This is a genomic window from Modicisalibacter luteus DSM 23508 (genome assembly GCF_000378505.1).
Lineage (GTDB): Bacteria > Pseudomonadota > Gammaproteobacteria > Pseudomonadales > Halomonadaceae > Modicisalibacter > Modicisalibacter luteus.
The window spans coordinates 279,571-294,703 of record NZ_KB899990.1 but is presented as its reverse complement, the minus strand read 5'-3'; the positions used below and the strand labels follow the sequence as shown (position 1 = coordinate 294,703).

The following is a 15,133-nucleotide window of genomic DNA, read 5'->3' as shown; positions in this document are numbered from 1 at the left end:
GCTTCTGAGATGGATCGAGGCAACACGAGGCATCACCGATGATTCGTATACTATTTCTGCTGCTGCTCTGCCTGCCAGGAAACGCGCTGGCCTTCACCCTGGATGACCTTCAGACCCGCCTGAACCGTACTCAAGCGCTTGACGGGCGCTTTGAGCAACGACGTCATCTGGCCGATCTGGACGCTCAGCTGACCAGCCGTGGTCACTTCCGCTACCGGCGCGATGAACGCGTCGTCTGGGTGCTGGAGTCGCCCATTCAGGATCGCCTGGAGTTCACGCCCGACTCCGCGGCGGATATCGATGAGACGCTGGGCGGAGACCGGCGCGGCCGGGACCAGGTGGCAGCCTTGCTGCTCGACCTGCTGGGGGGCGACTGGCAGGCACTGGAAGACCGCTTCCACCTTGAGCTGAGCGGCGATGGACGGGGCTGGCAGGTCCGTCTGGCCCCCAAGAACGATGCGCTGCGGGACAGGCTATCCCTGATTCGCCTGGAAGGCGGCCAATACCTGAACGAACTGACACTGCATGCCGCCAATGGCGACCGCTTGCACATCCGGTTATTCGATCAGCATCCCCCGTCGGAGGGCGTGGATGCCTCACCGTGAGCGGACCTTGGCGTGGCTAGGAGCCTGGTTATGGGGCGGCGTGCTGCTGACCTGCGCCCTGGGGCTGGCCGCGTTATTGCGTGACGGCCTGCCCGCCGATACGCGCCTGACGGCCATGCTGCCCGAGGATCGCCAGTCGCCGCTGATCGAGCGTGCCGACATGCAACTGGGCCAGTCTTTCGAAGACCGCTTCGTCCTGCTGTTCAGCTCACCCACCCTGAGCGCCGACACCCGGGCGTTGGTGCAAGCCCTGACCACGGCCAACGATAATGCAGACCAGCCCTGGCTGGCTCGTCTCGACTGGCGCGACACTGACCTTGCCGATCAGGACCCGCGAGACGATCTCGGCAAGTACCGCTACCGCCTCCTCGCCCCCTCGCTACGCCAGGCGATCATCGACGATGGTGGTCAGGCATTGGTCGACTCGGCTCTGCGTGACCTCTTTGCACCGACCGGCCAACCCCAACCGGTGGTCGACCCCTTCGGACTACTCGACCGCTGGCTGGGACAGCTTGATAAAAGCCCCATACAGCCTAGCAATGGCTTGCTGACCCTCACTAATGACAATCGGACCCATGCGCTGCTGGTCGGCCAACTGGCTCGCTCCCCTTACGATCTGGAGGCACAGCAAGCCCTGACAGATGCCATTGCCAGTTTCGAGCATCGTCATCCCGATGTTTCCTTGCTGCGCTCAGGGCTAGTCTTTCATGCCGCCGCCGGGGCACATCAGGCACGCCAGGAAATCACCACTATTGGCCTGGGCGCGCTGACCGGCTTGGTGGCCATCCTATGGTTCGTGTTCCGCTCGGTACGCGTGCTTGCCTATATGCTGTTGCCGCTAGCTGGCGGGGTGCTGTTCGCGCTGCCTCTTACGCTGCTCGTGTTCGGCCAGTTGCACCTGTTGACGCTGGCCTTCGGGGCCAGCCTGATCGGTATCGCCATCGATTATGCACTGCATGTACAGAGTCATCGCACCATTCAGAGCGTGCACTTTCGTTTGCGCCCGCTGCTGCCGGGCTTGACGCTGGGCCTTGTCTCCAGCCTGCTCGCCTATCTCGCCCAGGCGCTGACACCATTGCCGGGATTGCGCCAGATGGCCATGTTCGCCGCCATGGGCCTGCTGGGGGCATGGCTTACCGTGGTGCTATGGTTGCCACGCCTGACCACACCTGTGCATCCATTCACAGGCCGTCTGGCTCAGCGCCTGTGGCAGCTCACGATGCCGCGCAGGCGTCTGGCTCCCGCTCTGGCAATAAGCCTCGCGCTGGCACTTACCGGCATCGTCGGCTGGCAACTCAAGGCCGATGACAGCCTACGTCTACTCAACCCGTCGCCTGCCTGGTTACTCGAACAAGAGCGTCATGTGCAGCGACTGATGGGAAGCAACACCGGTGATCGCTACTTTCTGGTCACTGCCCCCAGCGAGGCCGAGGTGTTGGTCCGCCTGGCCGAGCTCGGCGACAACCTGGAGCAGTGGAAGGAAGATGACATCTCCCTGCGTTACACCAACCTGGCCGACAGCGTACCTCCGCCTGACGTTCAGCAGGCCAATCTGGCTCAGGTTCGCCAGCTTTATGGCGGCCCGCTATCGACGTTGTTCGAGCGCGCCGGGCTTTCTGCTCATCTAGCCGAAAAGGCACGTCAGCAACTGCAGAACGTACCCATCCTCGATGTGGCGACCTGGCTGGCAACGTCGGCCGGACAAGGCCAGGCCCGCCTGTGGCTCGGCAGTGTTTCAGATACGCCTGTCCGCTTTGCTGCCATGCTGCCGCTTGCCGATGTTGAGGCAAACGTCGTGCCGCGGCTCGAGAGGCTGGCGCAAACGCACGAAGGCATCTCCTACGTCGACCGCGTCGAGCGTCTTTCCGGTCTGCTGGGTGAGCTACGCACGCACATCGCCTGGTGGGTGATTGCCGCAGTGGCCGGGCTATCCTTACTACTGGCCTGGCGCTATCGTCGCCGAACATGGCGCGTGCTGACCCCGCCCTTGGGCGCCATTCTCGGGGTGCTTGCGGCGTATGCCCTGGCCGGCATTCCGCTCAATGTCTTCAGCCAGTTGGGGCTGCTGCTAGTGCTCGGCATTGGCCTCGATGCCGGTATCTTCAGCGTCGAACACGCGCATCGCGCCGAGACTTGGCTGGCCATCAGCCTGTCGACCCTTACCAGCCTGCTGGCCTTCGGGCTGCTGGCTTTCAGTGCCACGCCCGCCCTGCACTATCTTGGGCTGTCCTGTCTTGTCGGCCTGGCCCTGGTATGGCTGCTGGTTCCCTGGGTGCGGCCCTGCCATAGCTCTTTTGACAGCCACCTGGAAAGACAAGATGAAATCTGACATTGATGTCGACACCGACGTGGCGGTCATTGGTGCCGGCCCTGCCGGGGCCATGGCCGCTGCGCTATTGGTGCGCTGCGGCCTGAAGGTTCAGGTACTCGAGCGCAGTCATTTTCCACGCTTTTCGATCGGTGAGAGCCTGCTACCCCAATGCATGCATTACCTCGACGATGCGGGCCTGCTGACGGCCGTCGAGGCGGGCGGATTCCAGCCCAAGAATGGCGCTGTGTTCACCCGCCGCGATCACGAGGCGGTCATCGACTTTCGCGACAAGTTCACTGACGGTTGGGGTACCACCTATCAGGTCGAACGCGCCGACTTCGACCAGCGCCTGATCGAGGCGGCCGCCGCTCAGGGCGCCCGGGTCGCGTTCGGCGTTACGGTCACGTCGTTTCGCCCCGATCCACAGCGCCCCAGCCTGACGTACATCGACGAGAGTGGGCAAGAGACGACGCTGACAGCAGGTTTCGTACTCGATGCCAGCGGCTACGGCCGAGTTCTGGCCCGCCTGCTCGGACTCGGCCGTGACCCACGCCTTGAGACGCGCATGGCCTTGTTCGCCCATGTCGAGGAACAGATTCGTGAGCCGACCTTCGATCGTGACAAAATCCTGATCGGCGTCCATCCCGATGATGACTCGCTATGGTACTGGCTGATCCCTTTCGCCCATGGGCGAGCCTCGGTGGGAGTCGTCGGCAGTATGCAAGCCTTGAGCGCAGGGGGCGGCGATTCGGAGCGACGCTGGCAGCAGTTGATCGATGCCGAACCCCGCTTTAGCAAGCTGCTCCGCGGGGCCCGCACGACACGTCCGGTAGCCTCGCTACAGGGTTATTCAGCCGACGTGTCCCGCCTTCATGGGCCGGGGTATGCCCTGCTCGGCAACGCCGGGGAGTTCCTCGACCCAGTGTTCTCATCCGGTGTCACCATCGCCCTACGTTCAGCACACCAGGCGGCGCCACTAGTTGCGCGCCAGCTTCGCGGCGACACCATCGACTGGCACAATGAATTCGAGCGCCCCCTGCGCCAAGGCATCGAGACCTTTCGCGCCTTCGTGGAGGCCTGGTACGACGGTCGCTTGCCGTCGATCATCTTTCACGATGCGCATCCCGCCACTATCAAGCGAATGATCAGCTCGGTACTGGCCGGTTATGCCTGGGACACGGCTAACCCCTTCGTCAGCGGCGCCCAGAGGCGCCTGACCACACTGGCCGAACTCTGCGGTCACACTCAGGCCGTACCGGGAGAAAACCCATGACCGGAAAGCATGTCTTCTTGCGGCTCTGCCTGGGCGTACTCGGTATGGTTGCGCTAGGCCTGGCCGGCTGTTCGCTCGCACCGCCGGTATCGCCATCGCCGACATTCGACAGCGTACCTACCACCGCCACCCTCAAGCGTCGCTTGACCTTCATGCCCGACGACGACAGCCAGGCCCCACAGACACTGATCGGTCTGATTCGCATCGCTGAGCATGAATTGCGTGCTGTACTGCTGACACCTTACGGCCAGCGCCTTGTCACGCTGGTAAGCGATACCGGGGGCAGCCGTTACCTCGTCGGGGACGTGGCGCAGGAGACGGTGCAGGAAAAGCTCCCCCTGCCCGCCGACTGGCTTGCCTCGCGTCTGCAATGGAGCCTGTGGCCGGTCGCCGCGTTACGCGACGCTTTTGCCGGCAGCGACTGGTCAATTACCGTCAGCGACGGGGCCCGTGTCATCCGCCATCATGATAAGGTCATCGCCCGAATCACCCCGGCCTCGGTAAGCGCTGGCAGCACACGGGAGGTGCTGCTCGATGACCGCCAGGGCCGGTATCGTTTGCGCATCACCCCGCTCGAGGAGGCCGCGCCATGAACGAGCGTCATCCCCACATGCCCTGTCGCCTGTCATCTCCCGGTGTGGTCTGTAGTCTGGGTGATACGCACGACACCATTGCAGACGCCCTTTTCGAGGGTCGCCGCGGCCTGAGCGTGAGCGATGCCTACACGCCTGGCCGTCGCCTGCCTTTGGGTAGCGTCCTGAACGATTTGCCCGACGACCGCGACTGGCCGATCCATCAGCGCAGCCGCAACAACCGGCTGCTGGCAGCGGCGCTCGAACGCTTGGGAGATACCCTTAAGACTGTCTTGAGCCGCTACCCCCGGTCGCGGATCGGCGTAGTCATTGGCACCAGTACGTCGGGCATCGGCGAAACCGAACGTGCCCTGGCGCTAACCGGGCGTGACGCTCCGTTGCCTGAAAACTTTCGCTACGCCCATCAGGAACTCGGTGATCCGGCACGGTTCGTAGCTGAACGACTGGGGTTGGAAGGTCCCGTCTATGTGCTATCCACAGCCTGTAGTTCCAGCGCCCGTGCCTTGGCCAGCGCCCGCCGTCTGCTGCTGGCCGGCGAATGCGATGCGGTAATCACGGGCGGCGCCGATACGCTCTGCCGACTCACGATCAACGGCTTCGCCAGCCTCGAGGCGGTCAGCGATCATCCATGCCTGCCATTTTCTGCCAATCGTGACGGCATCAACCTCGGCGAGGCCGCGGCCCTGTTCGTGATGACCCGTGACCCCGGCGGCATTCAGCTCGAGGGCGTCGGCGAAAGCGCGGACGCCTACCACGTCTCTGCCCCGCGCCCCGACGGCAGCGGTGCCTTGGCCGCGATGCAGGCGGCCCTGCGCCAGGCCGGACGCAGGGCCGACCAGGTGGATTATCTCAATTTGCACGGTACCGGCACTCCGCACAACGACAGCATGGAAGCCAGGGCCATCCACGAGCTATTCGCATCCGCGCCGCCCTGCAGTTCCACCAAGGCGCTTACCGGCCATACCCTGGGAGCGGCCGGCGCTCTGGAAGCCGCTTTTTGCTGGCTGGCCCTGCATTACCAGCAACTGCCCCTGCACGTCTACGATGAGCAGTACGACCCCGCATTGCCGCCATTACCTCTGGTCACCAGGCCCGACGATGCCAAGCCGCGCCTGGCATTGAGCAACTCGTTCGCTTTCGGCGGCAACAATGCCGCTCTGCTGTTGGGGCGTATGGTATGACCCGCCTCACCTTGCCCAAGCTGCCCTGCCCGATCGCACCTTTCGTTCCCCATGCCCAAGGAATGTGCCTGCTCGATCGTATCGTCGAGGTCGGCGAGGAACATCTAGTCGCCGATGTGATGCCCGAAGCGCAGGATCTGTTCTGCATCGACGGCAGCATTCCTGCCTGGGTAGGCCTGGAGTGGATGGCTCAAGCGGTGGCGGCGTGGGCTGGCTGGCAAGCCGCAACACGTGGAGAGTCGCCCGCCGTGGGTTTTCTGGTCGGCACACGGCGATTCGAGGCCGCTGTCGACGCGTTCCCACTGGTACAACCTTACCGGGTATCGGTCAGCCTCGATTTTCGGGCTGACAACGGGCTGGGTCAGTTTCGTGGCGTGATAGAGAACGACACGACCCCATTGGCCGAAGGCAGCCTGACCATCTACGTGCCAACGCCATCGCATCCTGACAATCTTTCGACTTCGCGAGCGTCATCATGACCGACACCATCCTGGTTACCGGATCGAGCCGTGGCATCGGACGCGCCACCGCCCTGCGCCTGGCCCATGACGGCTACGATATCGTGCTGCACTGCCGGCGTAGCCGCGAGGCGGCGGAGGGCGTAGCAAGCGAGATTCGCGCTCTGGGACGCCAGGCACGTATCTTATGCTTCGACGTGACCGACAGGCGCGCCGCACATGAGGCGCTCGAGGCCGACACCGACAACCATGGCGCCTATTACGGTATCGTCTGCAATGCCGGCATTACCGCCGACGGCGCTTTCCCCGCACTGACCGATGATGCCTGGGACAGCGTCATTCATACCAACCTCGACGGCTTCTACAACGTGGTGAAGCCGCTGGTCATGCCCATGATCCGCCGCCGCGCCCCAGGGCGTATCGTGGTGATGTCGTCGGTCTCGGGCCTTATGGGCAACCGAGGCCAGGTCAACTACAGTGCCGCCAAGGCTGGCCTGATTGGTGCCGTAAAGGCGCTCGCGGTGGAGCTCGCCAAGCGTCGAATCACGGTCAACTGCGTGGCGCCGGGAATGATCGACACCGACATGACCGACGAGCGGGTCCGCGCGGAAGCGCTCAAGGTGATCCCCATGCAGCGCACCGGCACCAGTGAGGAAGTCGCTGGCGCGGTCAGTTTCCTGTGCTCCAGCGATGCCGCCTACATCACTCGCCAAGTGATCGCCGTCAATGGGGGGATGTGCTAGAGCGGCGATAAATGCGCCTGCGAAGTGCGCCCTCCCTCGGGTAGAATGCCCCGACCAAGCAAGCTCAGGACACCCTCATGAATCGACTGACTTGCGGCCTGCTTCTCGTGCTGATGCCCCTTGTTGCTCAGGCCGTAACACCGGAAGAATGGCAAACGTGGCAGGGCGATACGCCGGCCTTTCAGAGCCGGGTCGAGCAGAGTCGCTGGCTTCCCGAGGCTGAGATACGTGTTCACGCCGATGGCGAGATCCTGTTCACGCCGACGCAATCGCTGGCCTGGCACTGGGTCTCGCCTCAGCCCCGTATCGTCACGCTCGATGTCGCTGGCCAGTTTGCGGAACTGGCCACTGACGTACCCGCTCTTTCCCTTTCTCCTCTGGGCGAGATTACAGATGGCCTGCCCAAGGAACCTCAGGTTGCGCGCCTGCTGTTTCGACTTCTGCAGGGCGATCTCGCCACCCTGCGTGAGCGATACCACATGCTGTTCGAAGGCGAGCGCGAAGACTGGCAGCTGGTATTGCTACCTCGCGACCGCAGCGAGGACGCCCTCAAAAAAATTGCCGTCAAGGGTGGGGCCTTCATCGAATCGCTACGCTTCGTGGCCTCGGGCGGCAATGAATTGACGCTGGCATTGAGCAATTTCCAGCCACTGGTCGATGCTCAGGGCGCCCAACGGCTTCAGGAATCGCTGATCGCTGAAACCACCGCCAGTGCCAAAGAAGCCGCCGAGGGCAATACTGAAACTGGCGAAACCACTTCATCGCATAAAACCGCTTCGGATGGCTAACCAGGGCTAAGTTTTCAGGGCCAAGCGCCGATAACCGTTAGAGCGCGATCTATGTCAGCAAGACGTCGCTGTAACGAACCTGGAGAAGTCCGTGAGAATTGCGATCGTTATCGTTGTACTGGCGACGCTGGCGCTGGGCGCATCAGGCATTGCCGTCAGCGATCTGTCCTGGCCACTGTCATCCGATGCCCTGGTGTCGCTGGGGTTCTTTGCTCTAGCGCTGATAGTCGGCATGAGCGTACTGCTGTTACTGGTAGCCCTGGTTTCCCATCAAGGGCGCCAGCAACGCTCTCTGCTGGAAAGCCTCGATGCCCAGCGCCGCCAGCAGCGCAGCCTGGAAACCGCCCAGTTGATGGAACACTTTGTCCACCAAGCCGAGCTGCTGCTCGAAAAGGATAGCCTCGACCCCAACAAGCGCAGCGTTCAGCGCTGCCTCGCAGTCGATGCCCTGCGCGGCAATACGGGACGCGGCGATCCAAACTATCATCGACTGGGCCGATTGTTCGAGTGGCTGGCGGATGAGGCCGACGAGGCCAAGGGCGATGGCGCCCGAATGCGTCTGATCGATCCCGTGTTGCGTCAGTATGCGGAGATCGCCGAGCAACTGTGCCGCATCGGCGAAGTTGATGAGGAGCGGCTGGTCGCGTTCCTGCGCTTCCAGCCGCAACCACCCAGGCTTAGAGAAACCGAGGCTCAGTAACCCTCGACCACGGCCGTGACGGTGATTTCCACCTTGAGCTCGTCCGCCGGCATGGGGGCGGTCACGCAGGTCCGCGCCGGCGCATGCCCATCAGGAACCCAGGCGTCCCAAACCTCGTTCATGGCCGCGAAGTCGCCCCCCTCTTTCAGGTAGATCGTCGCCGTCAACAGGCGGCTACGGTCGGAGCCGATCTCCGCAAGCAACGCATCGACGCGTGCCAGCATGCTGCGTGTCTGCTCCTGAATGTCGCCGTGGCGGGCTTCGGGCCCTGCCACCTGGCCGCACAGATAGGCGACGCCGTTATGAATGACGGCTCGGCTCATACGAGCCTTGGTATCGTGACGCTGGATCATATTGGATTCCTGAATGATGATGGGTTAGCGAAGCAATAGCAGCGGAATATACGTGTTACGCAACATGCCTGTCGTGGTGCTGCCGACCAGCAGGTGGCGAATGCGCGAGTGGCCGTAGGCACCCATCACCAGCAGGTCGATGTCGTGTTCCTGCTGATAGGCATGCAAGGTCGGCTCGACTTCACCGGCACGAATCTCGCCACGGGCATCGACTCCTCCCTTCTCGAGCGTACGCACTGCCCAGTCCAGTTGCGCCTGGACATCTGCGATCTCCGCCCCCACCGTCACGACATGGCAGGTCATGCCTTGCAGAAAGGAGCTGGCCGCCAGCGTCTCGATGCCCTTGCAGGTGGTCTTGCTGCCATCGAAGGCGATCAGTACCCGCTCAGGTCGCTTGAATGCCTCGGGAACGACCAGAATCGGGCGATGCAGGGCGCGTACCACGCGCTCCAGGTTGGAACCGAGATGTTCGCTGGCCTTATGCGCTGCCTCGCCGCGTTTACCCATCACCAACAGACGGATTTCCGACTCCAGTTCGCTCAAGGTAGCGACCAGCTCGCCGTTGCGCTGACGCGCCTTGGCCGACTCGACCCCGTGCTCGATGGCGCGCTCACGCGCAGCCTCGAGCATCATGCGCCCCTGCTCCTGGGCCAGGCGCGCGCGCTTTTCATCCAACGAGGCAAGCTCCTCGAGCAGATGTTCGCGACTACCAAGGCCGATGCTGCCCGACAGGTCGCCCTCGTTGGGGGGCGGGTGGTTGTCCAGCACATGCAGGAAGGTCAGTGGCGCCTCGAGTCGCTGGCTGGCCCAGGTCGCATAGTCGCAGACGGCGGTGGCATAGCCGGAGCCATCGATGCATGCCGTTACGTGTTCGCTCATCGTGCTCATTCCTTCTTGTCGTCTCGCGTCGTTCTAGGATGCATGCCCGCATGCCGCCAGGGAATCCTAATGCCCCCCCATCATCTTCTCGACCGCCTCGGGCTTGTCGTGAACAGCGAACCGATCGACGATCGTCGCGCTGGCTTCGTTCAGCCCCACTATCTCGACCTCGGTGCCTTCGCGACGGAACTTGATCACCACCTTATCCAGCGCGCCTACAGCGGTAATGTCCCAGAAATGGGCCCGCGACAGATCAATGCGTACCCGCTCGAGGGTTTCCTTGAAGTCGAAGGCATCGACGAAGCGATCCGCTGAAGTGAAGAACACCTGACCGACGACCTGATAGTTACGGGCGCGCCCGTCATTGCTCATCTCGCTGCTAATGTAGAGTACCCGCCCCACCTTATTGGCAAAGAACAGCGAGGCCAGCAGTACCCCGACGAATACGCCTATAGCCAGGTTATGGGTGAGGACTACCACGACTACCGTAGCCAGCATGACGATGTTGGTGCTCATGGGGTGCTTCTTCAGGTCGCGCAGTGAATCCCAGCTGAACGTACCGATCGAGACCATGATCATCACCGCTACCAGTGCGGCCATGGGTATCTGCGATACCCAGTCACTGAGGAACACTACCATCAGCAGCAACACGACACCGGCGATCAGGGTCGACAGACGCGTACGACCACCGGATTTCACATTGATCACCGACTGGCCGATCATCGCGCAGCCGGCCATGCCGCCGAACAGACCGGCGCCGATGTTGGCCAGCCCTTGCCCCTTGCACTCACGGTTTTTGTCACTGGGAGTATCGGTCAACTCATCGACAATGGTTGCCGTCATCATCGACTCGAGCAAACCGACCACACTCAGCATGATCGCATAGGGGAAGATGATCATCATGGTTTCGAGGGTCAGCGGTACGTCCGGCCACAGGAAGACCGGCAGAGTATCGGGCAATTCGCCCATGTCGCCGACGGTACGGATGTCCATGCCGCTCATCATGTAAACGAGGGTCAGCACAACGATACACACCAGCGGAGACGGTACCGTCTTGCCGATCTTGGGCAGCAGCGGAAACAGGTAGATGATGCCAAGCCCTGCAGCGGTCATGGCATAGACATGCCAGGTCACGCCGATCAGTTCGGGCAGCTGGGCCATGAAAATCAAAATTGCCAGGGCATTGACGAAGCCGGTCACTACAGAGCGCGACACGAAGCGCATCAGCTCGCCCAGGCGCAGGTAGCCGGCAACGATCTGTAGCACGCCGGTCAACAGTGTGGCCGCGAGCAGGTACTCGAGACCATGCTCACGCACCAGGGTCACCATAAGTAGCGCCATGGCACCGGTGGCCGCCGAGATCATCGCCGGTCGCCCGCCGGCGAAGGCGGTGATCACAGCGATACAGAACGAGGCGTAGAGACCGACCTTGGGGTCGACCCCGGCAATGATGGAAAAAGCGATGGCCTCGGGTATCAACGCCAAGGCGACGACGATACCGGCAAGGGAATCGTTCTTGATATTGGAAAACCAGGTCTGTTGTAGGGAGCGGATCATTCTCGATTCCGTGATTGTCAGCCGTTCACGTTCCCGCTGTGAGCATGACGCCCACTGAAGGAAGAACACGAGGCTGGATTTCGAAAATAGGCAGGCACATGCGCTACCGTCGTAAAGCAGATTGACGCGCTGGCCATGAGCGGAGAATGACGAGACGAGCTCATGCCATCGCAGCATGCAGGGAGCATGCGGGGAGGGTCAGACGCTAGGGTGGACTGCAGCCAGTGTGGGATGAAGACATTGGGTTACGCTTCCGGTCATGAATATCATCGACGCATGCGACAAAAGTCGCGTTCGTCCAATCAACAAGTGGCGGATTCTAGCAGGTTTTACCCACCCCGTTCACGGCCGAGCGGCGGAACGGGCATCACTGGGCGATGAACCACCAGCCTGACGCTCCAGGCGGCGTTCGATCAGGCTTTTGCCCAGTAGCGTGCCCAGAACCACAGTGCCGCCGATAAACGCCAGTAATGAGGGCTGTTCCTCAAGGATCCACCACACCCACAGCGTCCCGGCCACAGTCTCGAGCAGCATCAACAAGCTGACGTCGGCTGCTGACAGATAGAGCGGCCCGCGCTGGATCAAAGTAAAGCCCAGAGGAAGCAGGACCAGGCAAAGTAACGCTAGCCAACCTGCCTGCGTCACTGACGGCAGCAGTATCCCGCCCATCATCGTCGCCATGGGCCAGGCCACGACAATGAGAAACAGTCCCGACACGGCCAGCATAGGACTCATGTCGATATCGGGGCGGGTTCGGCATAGGGTGAAATTCGCCGCCATCGAAACGGCCGAGAGCAGAGCGAAGGCATTGCCCAGCCACGAGCCGGGGCCGGCATCGTCAAGCACGATCAGCGACGTCCCCGCCAGGCACAGCAGAATCGACAGCCAGGTCCGCCACGGCAGCCGCTCATGCAGGAAGAAACGCGACAGCAAGGCGGCGATCAATGGCGTACCAGCCAGGATCATCAATACATTGCCGCCTTTGGTGTATTGATTGCCCAGCACGAAGCCAAGATTGGAAAGGCCGAAGAACACGGCCACTCCCAGTCCGGTGAGCCCACAACGTCGAAACATCGTACCGATGCGACGTCCGCTGCGCAGTAGCAGCACGATCAGCATACCCAGCGCAAACAGCGCACCTCGCCAGAACAGGACCTGACTGTCGGGCATTCCGACCAGCTTGATCAGCAGCGCATCGGGAGAAATGATCAGCGGGCCAGCCGCCGTCATCAGCAGGCCTTTCTGGCGCAAGGACAACGAAGAGAACGACAAGGACAACCTCTCGGTCGGCAACGATCAGCCGCTCAGCCTGAACGCATTTCATGCCGTAGGCAAGCCGGGCCGAGACTCAGCCCAGATCTGTGCCATCGCCGCCCTGTTCGGTACGCTGCGAGGAAGAAGGTGCCCGCTCCGACAGCGTTGTGCGAGCGCCCCCCTGTCCCATCGCCTTGAAAGCCTCCATGATGTCCATGGGCAGAGGGAACACGATTGTCGAAGAGTTACGGTTGCTCATGTCGCTCATGGTCTGCAGGTAGCGCAACTGAAGTGCTGCGCCATTCTCGGACATGACGTTGGCCGCCTCGACCAGTTTCTGTGACGCTTGCAGCTCGCCCTCGGCATGGATCACCTTGGCACGCCGCTCACGCTCGGCCTCGGCCTGGCGGGCGATGGCGCGAATCATGCTCTCGTCGAGATCGACATGCTTGATCTCGACATTGGCAACCTTGATGCCCCAATCCTCGGTCTGGGTATCGAGGATTTCCTGGATATCATTGTTGAGCCTGTCGCGCTCGGAGAGCATCTCGTCGAGATCATGCTTGCCGAGAACCGAGCGCAGCGTGGTCTGCGCCAATTGGCTGGTGGCAACGACGAAGTTCTCGACCTGAATGATGGCCTTTTCGGGGTCGACGACGCGGAAATAAAGCACGGCATTGACGCGCACAGTGACGTTGTCGCGGGAAATCACGTCCTGTTCCGGTACATCCATGGTGATGACCCGCAGATCGACCACCTCCATCTTCTGGATCAACGGAATAATAAAGAACAGCCCCGGTCCCTTTACCGCCTGGTAGCGTCCCAGGAAGAACACCACGCCTCGCTTGTACTCGGGCAGGATGCGGATCGAAGCCGCGATCAGCAGCACGACCAGCACGACGGGGACAAGATAGGAAATCATCATGGGCCACCTCCAAGCGACGCTTGCATGAGCGATGGTTAGCGGGTTACACCGACATTCTTACAGGATTAGCCAGAGCTGAACGGGGCGGATGCACTACCGAGCGGCATAACCTCGAGGGTCAAACCATCGACAGCGACGACCTTCAACTGCTGCCCCTTGTGCACCGGCTGGCGACTCCGCGCATTCCAACGCTCGCCGCGAAGGCGAACATGCCCGCGGCTAGTGAAATCCTCGAGTGCCACCGCCTCTGCACCCAGCAGCTCGTCTTGACCGGTACGCGGCCGTTTTCGCCGCATCCTGACGAAGCCGATCACCGCCCATAACATGAACCCGGACGCCACCAGGGCCACCCCCCCGATCAATGGCACCGACACCGCCATGTTGCGATCGTCCATCAGGATGACCGAGCCGACCACGAAGGCGACGATCCCCCCGATCCCCAGAATGCCGAAACTGGGCATCAATGCTTCACCGACGATCAGCCCCAGCCCCAGCAATACCAGGGCCAGGCCGGCATAATTGACCGGCAGTACCTGGAATGCGAACAACGCCAGCAGCAGGCAGATCGCGCCGATAACGCCCGGCACCATGGCACCGGGATTGATTAGTTCGAACAGGAGTCCATAGAAGCCGGCGATCATCAGCAGATAGGCGACATTGGGATCGGCGATGATCGACAGAAGCTCGGTTCGCCAGTCGGGCTCGACGCGCTCGAGAGTCAGCCCCGCGGTATCCAGAGTCAGCGTCCCGTCGCGCATGACCACCTCACGACCATCGATCTGCGCCAGCAGGTCTTCGATGTCGGTCGCCACCACATCGGCAACGTCCTGCTCCAGTGCCTGGCGCGCCGTGAGATTCACCGCCTCGCGCACGGCACGTTCAGCCCAGTCGGCGTTGCGCCCGTGGCGCTCGGCCAGGCTACGAATATAGGCCACGGCATCTTCGAGAACCTTGCGCTCCATTGCCGTATCACCCCGGCGTGGCTCGCTGGTCTCCGGATTATCGTTCCCGTCCTGCTCGGGTCCGGCCGGATCCTCGGAGCGCTCGTCGCCACCGCCGGGCGGGCCACCGCCACCAATGCGTACCGGTGTGGCCGATCCCAAATGGGTAGCTGGCGCCATGGCCGCTACATGGCTGGCCATCAGCAGGTAGGTACCGGCACTGGCGGCGCGGGCGCCCTGCGGCGCAACATAGACGACGACCGGAACGTCGGAAACGAGCATGGCCCCGATCATGTCGCGCATTGCCGCATCCAGGCCGCCGGGGGTATCCAGGCGCAGGATCACGAGTTCGGCATCCTGGGCCTGGGCGCGTTGCAATCCACGCTGGAAGTAATCACTGGTGGCCGGGCTGATACTGCCATCGATAGTCATGACCACTGCAGTCTGGCGCGTCTCCTGGGCGCCGGCCACCCAGGCCAGCAACGCTCCACAGATCAACGCGACTATCCAGCCGACACAACGCAAGGCGCTTGAAGCGCGGATGGGATTCAGCACGGCGACCTCCCGGCCAG

The 15,133-nt window shown here is 62.2% G+C and carries 15 protein-coding genes; 9 read left to right on the top strand and 6 right to left on the bottom strand.

Annotated elements, in window-relative coordinates; all coding sequences use genetic code 11:
- Positions 1-38 precede the first annotated feature (38 nt).
- The 9 genes from F568_RS23780 (at position 39) to F568_RS0104005 (ending at position 8,652) form a co-directional block, all read left to right on the top strand.
- Entirely contained in the window at positions 39-605 is a 567-nt protein-coding gene (locus tag F568_RS23780; protein WP_019017426.1) for an outer membrane lipoprotein carrier protein LolA, read from the top strand.
- Complete coding sequence (locus tag F568_RS0104040; protein ID WP_019017425.1) at positions 592-2,934, top strand: MMPL family transporter; 2,343 nt, start codon at positions 592-594, stop codon at positions 2,932-2,934. Before F568_RS23780 ends, F568_RS0104040 begins: the two co-directional genes overlap by 14 nt.
- A complete protein-coding gene (locus F568_RS0104035) occupies positions 2,924-4,189 on the top strand; it encodes an NAD(P)/FAD-dependent oxidoreductase (protein ID WP_019017424.1) in 1,266 nt (421 codons plus the stop codon). Before F568_RS0104040 ends, F568_RS0104035 begins: the two co-directional genes overlap by 11 nt.
- The gene (locus tag F568_RS0104030) at positions 4,186-4,782 is read left to right on the top strand and encodes a DUF3261 domain-containing protein (RefSeq protein WP_019017423.1); all 597 of its coding nucleotides are present in this window, start codon (positions 4,186-4,188) and stop codon (positions 4,780-4,782) included. Before F568_RS0104035 ends, F568_RS0104030 begins: the two co-directional genes overlap by 4 nt.
- Positions 4,779-5,963 carry a beta-ketoacyl-ACP synthase gene (locus F568_RS0104025; protein ID WP_019017422.1) on the top strand — a complete coding sequence of 395 codons (1,185 nt, stop codon included), beginning with the start codon at positions 4,779-4,781 and terminating at the stop codon, positions 5,961-5,963. The genes F568_RS0104030 and F568_RS0104025 overlap by 4 nt, the downstream gene beginning before the upstream one ends.
- A complete protein-coding gene (locus tag F568_RS0104020) occupies positions 5,960-6,442 on the top strand; it encodes a hotdog family protein (protein WP_019017421.1) in 483 nt (160 codons plus the stop codon). Before F568_RS0104025 ends, F568_RS0104020 begins: the two co-directional genes overlap by 4 nt.
- The gene (gene fabG, locus F568_RS0104015) at positions 6,439-7,164 is read left to right on the top strand and encodes a 3-oxoacyl-ACP reductase FabG (protein ID WP_019017420.1); all 726 of its coding nucleotides are present in this window, start codon (positions 6,439-6,441) and stop codon (positions 7,162-7,164) included. The genes F568_RS0104020 and fabG overlap by 4 nt, the downstream gene beginning before the upstream one ends.
- A gap of 77 nt (positions 7,165-7,241) precedes the next feature.
- The gene (locus F568_RS0104010; protein ID WP_019017419.1) at positions 7,242-7,952 is read left to right on the top strand and encodes a LolA family protein; all 711 of its coding nucleotides are present in this window, start codon (positions 7,242-7,244) and stop codon (positions 7,950-7,952) included.
- 91 nt (positions 7,953-8,043) lie between these two features.
- The gene (locus F568_RS0104005; RefSeq protein WP_019017418.1) at positions 8,044-8,652 is read left to right on the top strand and encodes a hypothetical protein; all 609 of its coding nucleotides are present in this window, start codon (positions 8,044-8,046) and stop codon (positions 8,650-8,652) included.
- Here F568_RS0104005 and F568_RS0104000 read toward each other — a convergent pair.
- The 6 genes from F568_RS0104000 to F568_RS0103975 all read right to left on the bottom strand — a co-directional run bounded on the left by F568_RS0104000 (position 8,646) and on the right by F568_RS0103975 (position 15,116).
- Complete coding sequence (locus F568_RS0104000; RefSeq protein WP_019017417.1) at positions 8,646-9,005, bottom strand: RidA family protein; 360 nt, start codon at positions 9,003-9,005, stop codon at positions 8,646-8,648. The two genes, F568_RS0104005 and F568_RS0104000, sit on opposite strands and share 7 nt — an antisense overlap.
- 24 nt (positions 9,006-9,029) lie before the next feature.
- The gene (locus tag F568_RS0103995; RefSeq protein WP_019017416.1) at positions 9,030-9,884 is read right to left on the bottom strand and encodes a universal stress protein; all 855 of its coding nucleotides are present in this window, start codon (positions 9,882-9,884) and stop codon (positions 9,030-9,032) included.
- 66 nt (positions 9,885-9,950) lie between these two features.
- Positions 9,951-11,441, bottom strand: coding sequence for a SulP family inorganic anion transporter (locus F568_RS0103990; protein ID WP_019017415.1), 1,491 nt, complete (start codon positions 11,439-11,441; stop codon positions 9,951-9,953).
- Positions 11,442-11,783: 342 nt separating this feature from the next.
- A complete protein-coding gene (locus tag F568_RS0103985; protein WP_019017414.1) occupies positions 11,784-12,713 on the bottom strand; it encodes a DMT family transporter in 930 nt (309 codons plus the stop codon).
- A gap of 76 nt (positions 12,714-12,789) precedes the next feature.
- Entirely contained in the window at positions 12,790-13,620 is an 831-nt protein-coding gene (locus F568_RS0103980) for a slipin family protein (RefSeq protein ID WP_019017413.1), read from the bottom strand.
- A gap of 65 nt (positions 13,621-13,685) precedes the next feature.
- On the bottom strand, positions 13,686-15,116 hold the full coding sequence (locus F568_RS0103975; protein WP_019017412.1) for an NfeD family protein: 1,431 nt from the start codon (positions 15,114-15,116) through the stop codon (positions 13,686-13,688).
- Positions 15,117-15,133: the final 17 nt, after the last annotated feature.

Coding starts and splice junctions, on each gene's coding strand:
- F568_RS23780 (WP_019017426.1), top strand. CDS start 39: ATGATTCGTATACTATTTCTGCTGCTGCTCTGCCTGCCAGGAAACGCG.
- F568_RS0104040 (WP_019017425.1), top strand. CDS start 592: ATGCCTCACCGTGAGCGGACCTTGGCGTGGCTAGGAGCCTGGTTATGG.
- F568_RS0104035 (WP_019017424.1), top strand. CDS start 2,924: ATGAAATCTGACATTGATGTCGACACCGACGTGGCGGTCATTGGTGCC.
- F568_RS0104030 (WP_019017423.1), top strand. CDS start 4,186: ATGACCGGAAAGCATGTCTTCTTGCGGCTCTGCCTGGGCGTACTCGGT.
- F568_RS0104025 (WP_019017422.1), top strand. CDS start 4,779: ATGAACGAGCGTCATCCCCACATGCCCTGTCGCCTGTCATCTCCCGGT.
- F568_RS0104020 (WP_019017421.1), top strand. CDS start 5,960: ATGACCCGCCTCACCTTGCCCAAGCTGCCCTGCCCGATCGCACCTTTC.
- fabG (WP_019017420.1), top strand. CDS start 6,439: ATGACCGACACCATCCTGGTTACCGGATCGAGCCGTGGCATCGGACGC.
- F568_RS0104010 (WP_019017419.1), top strand. CDS start 7,242: ATGAATCGACTGACTTGCGGCCTGCTTCTCGTGCTGATGCCCCTTGTT.
- F568_RS0104000 (WP_019017417.1), bottom strand. CDS start 9,005: ATGATCCAGCGTCACGATACCAAGGCTCGTATGAGCCGAGCCGTCATT.
- F568_RS0103995 (WP_019017416.1), bottom strand. CDS start 9,884: ATGAGCGAACACGTAACGGCATGCATCGATGGCTCCGGCTATGCCACC.
- F568_RS0103990 (WP_019017415.1), bottom strand. CDS start 11,441: ATGATCCGCTCCCTACAACAGACCTGGTTTTCCAATATCAAGAACGAT.
- F568_RS0103980 (WP_019017413.1), bottom strand. CDS start 13,620: ATGATGATTTCCTATCTTGTCCCCGTCGTGCTGGTCGTGCTGCTGATC.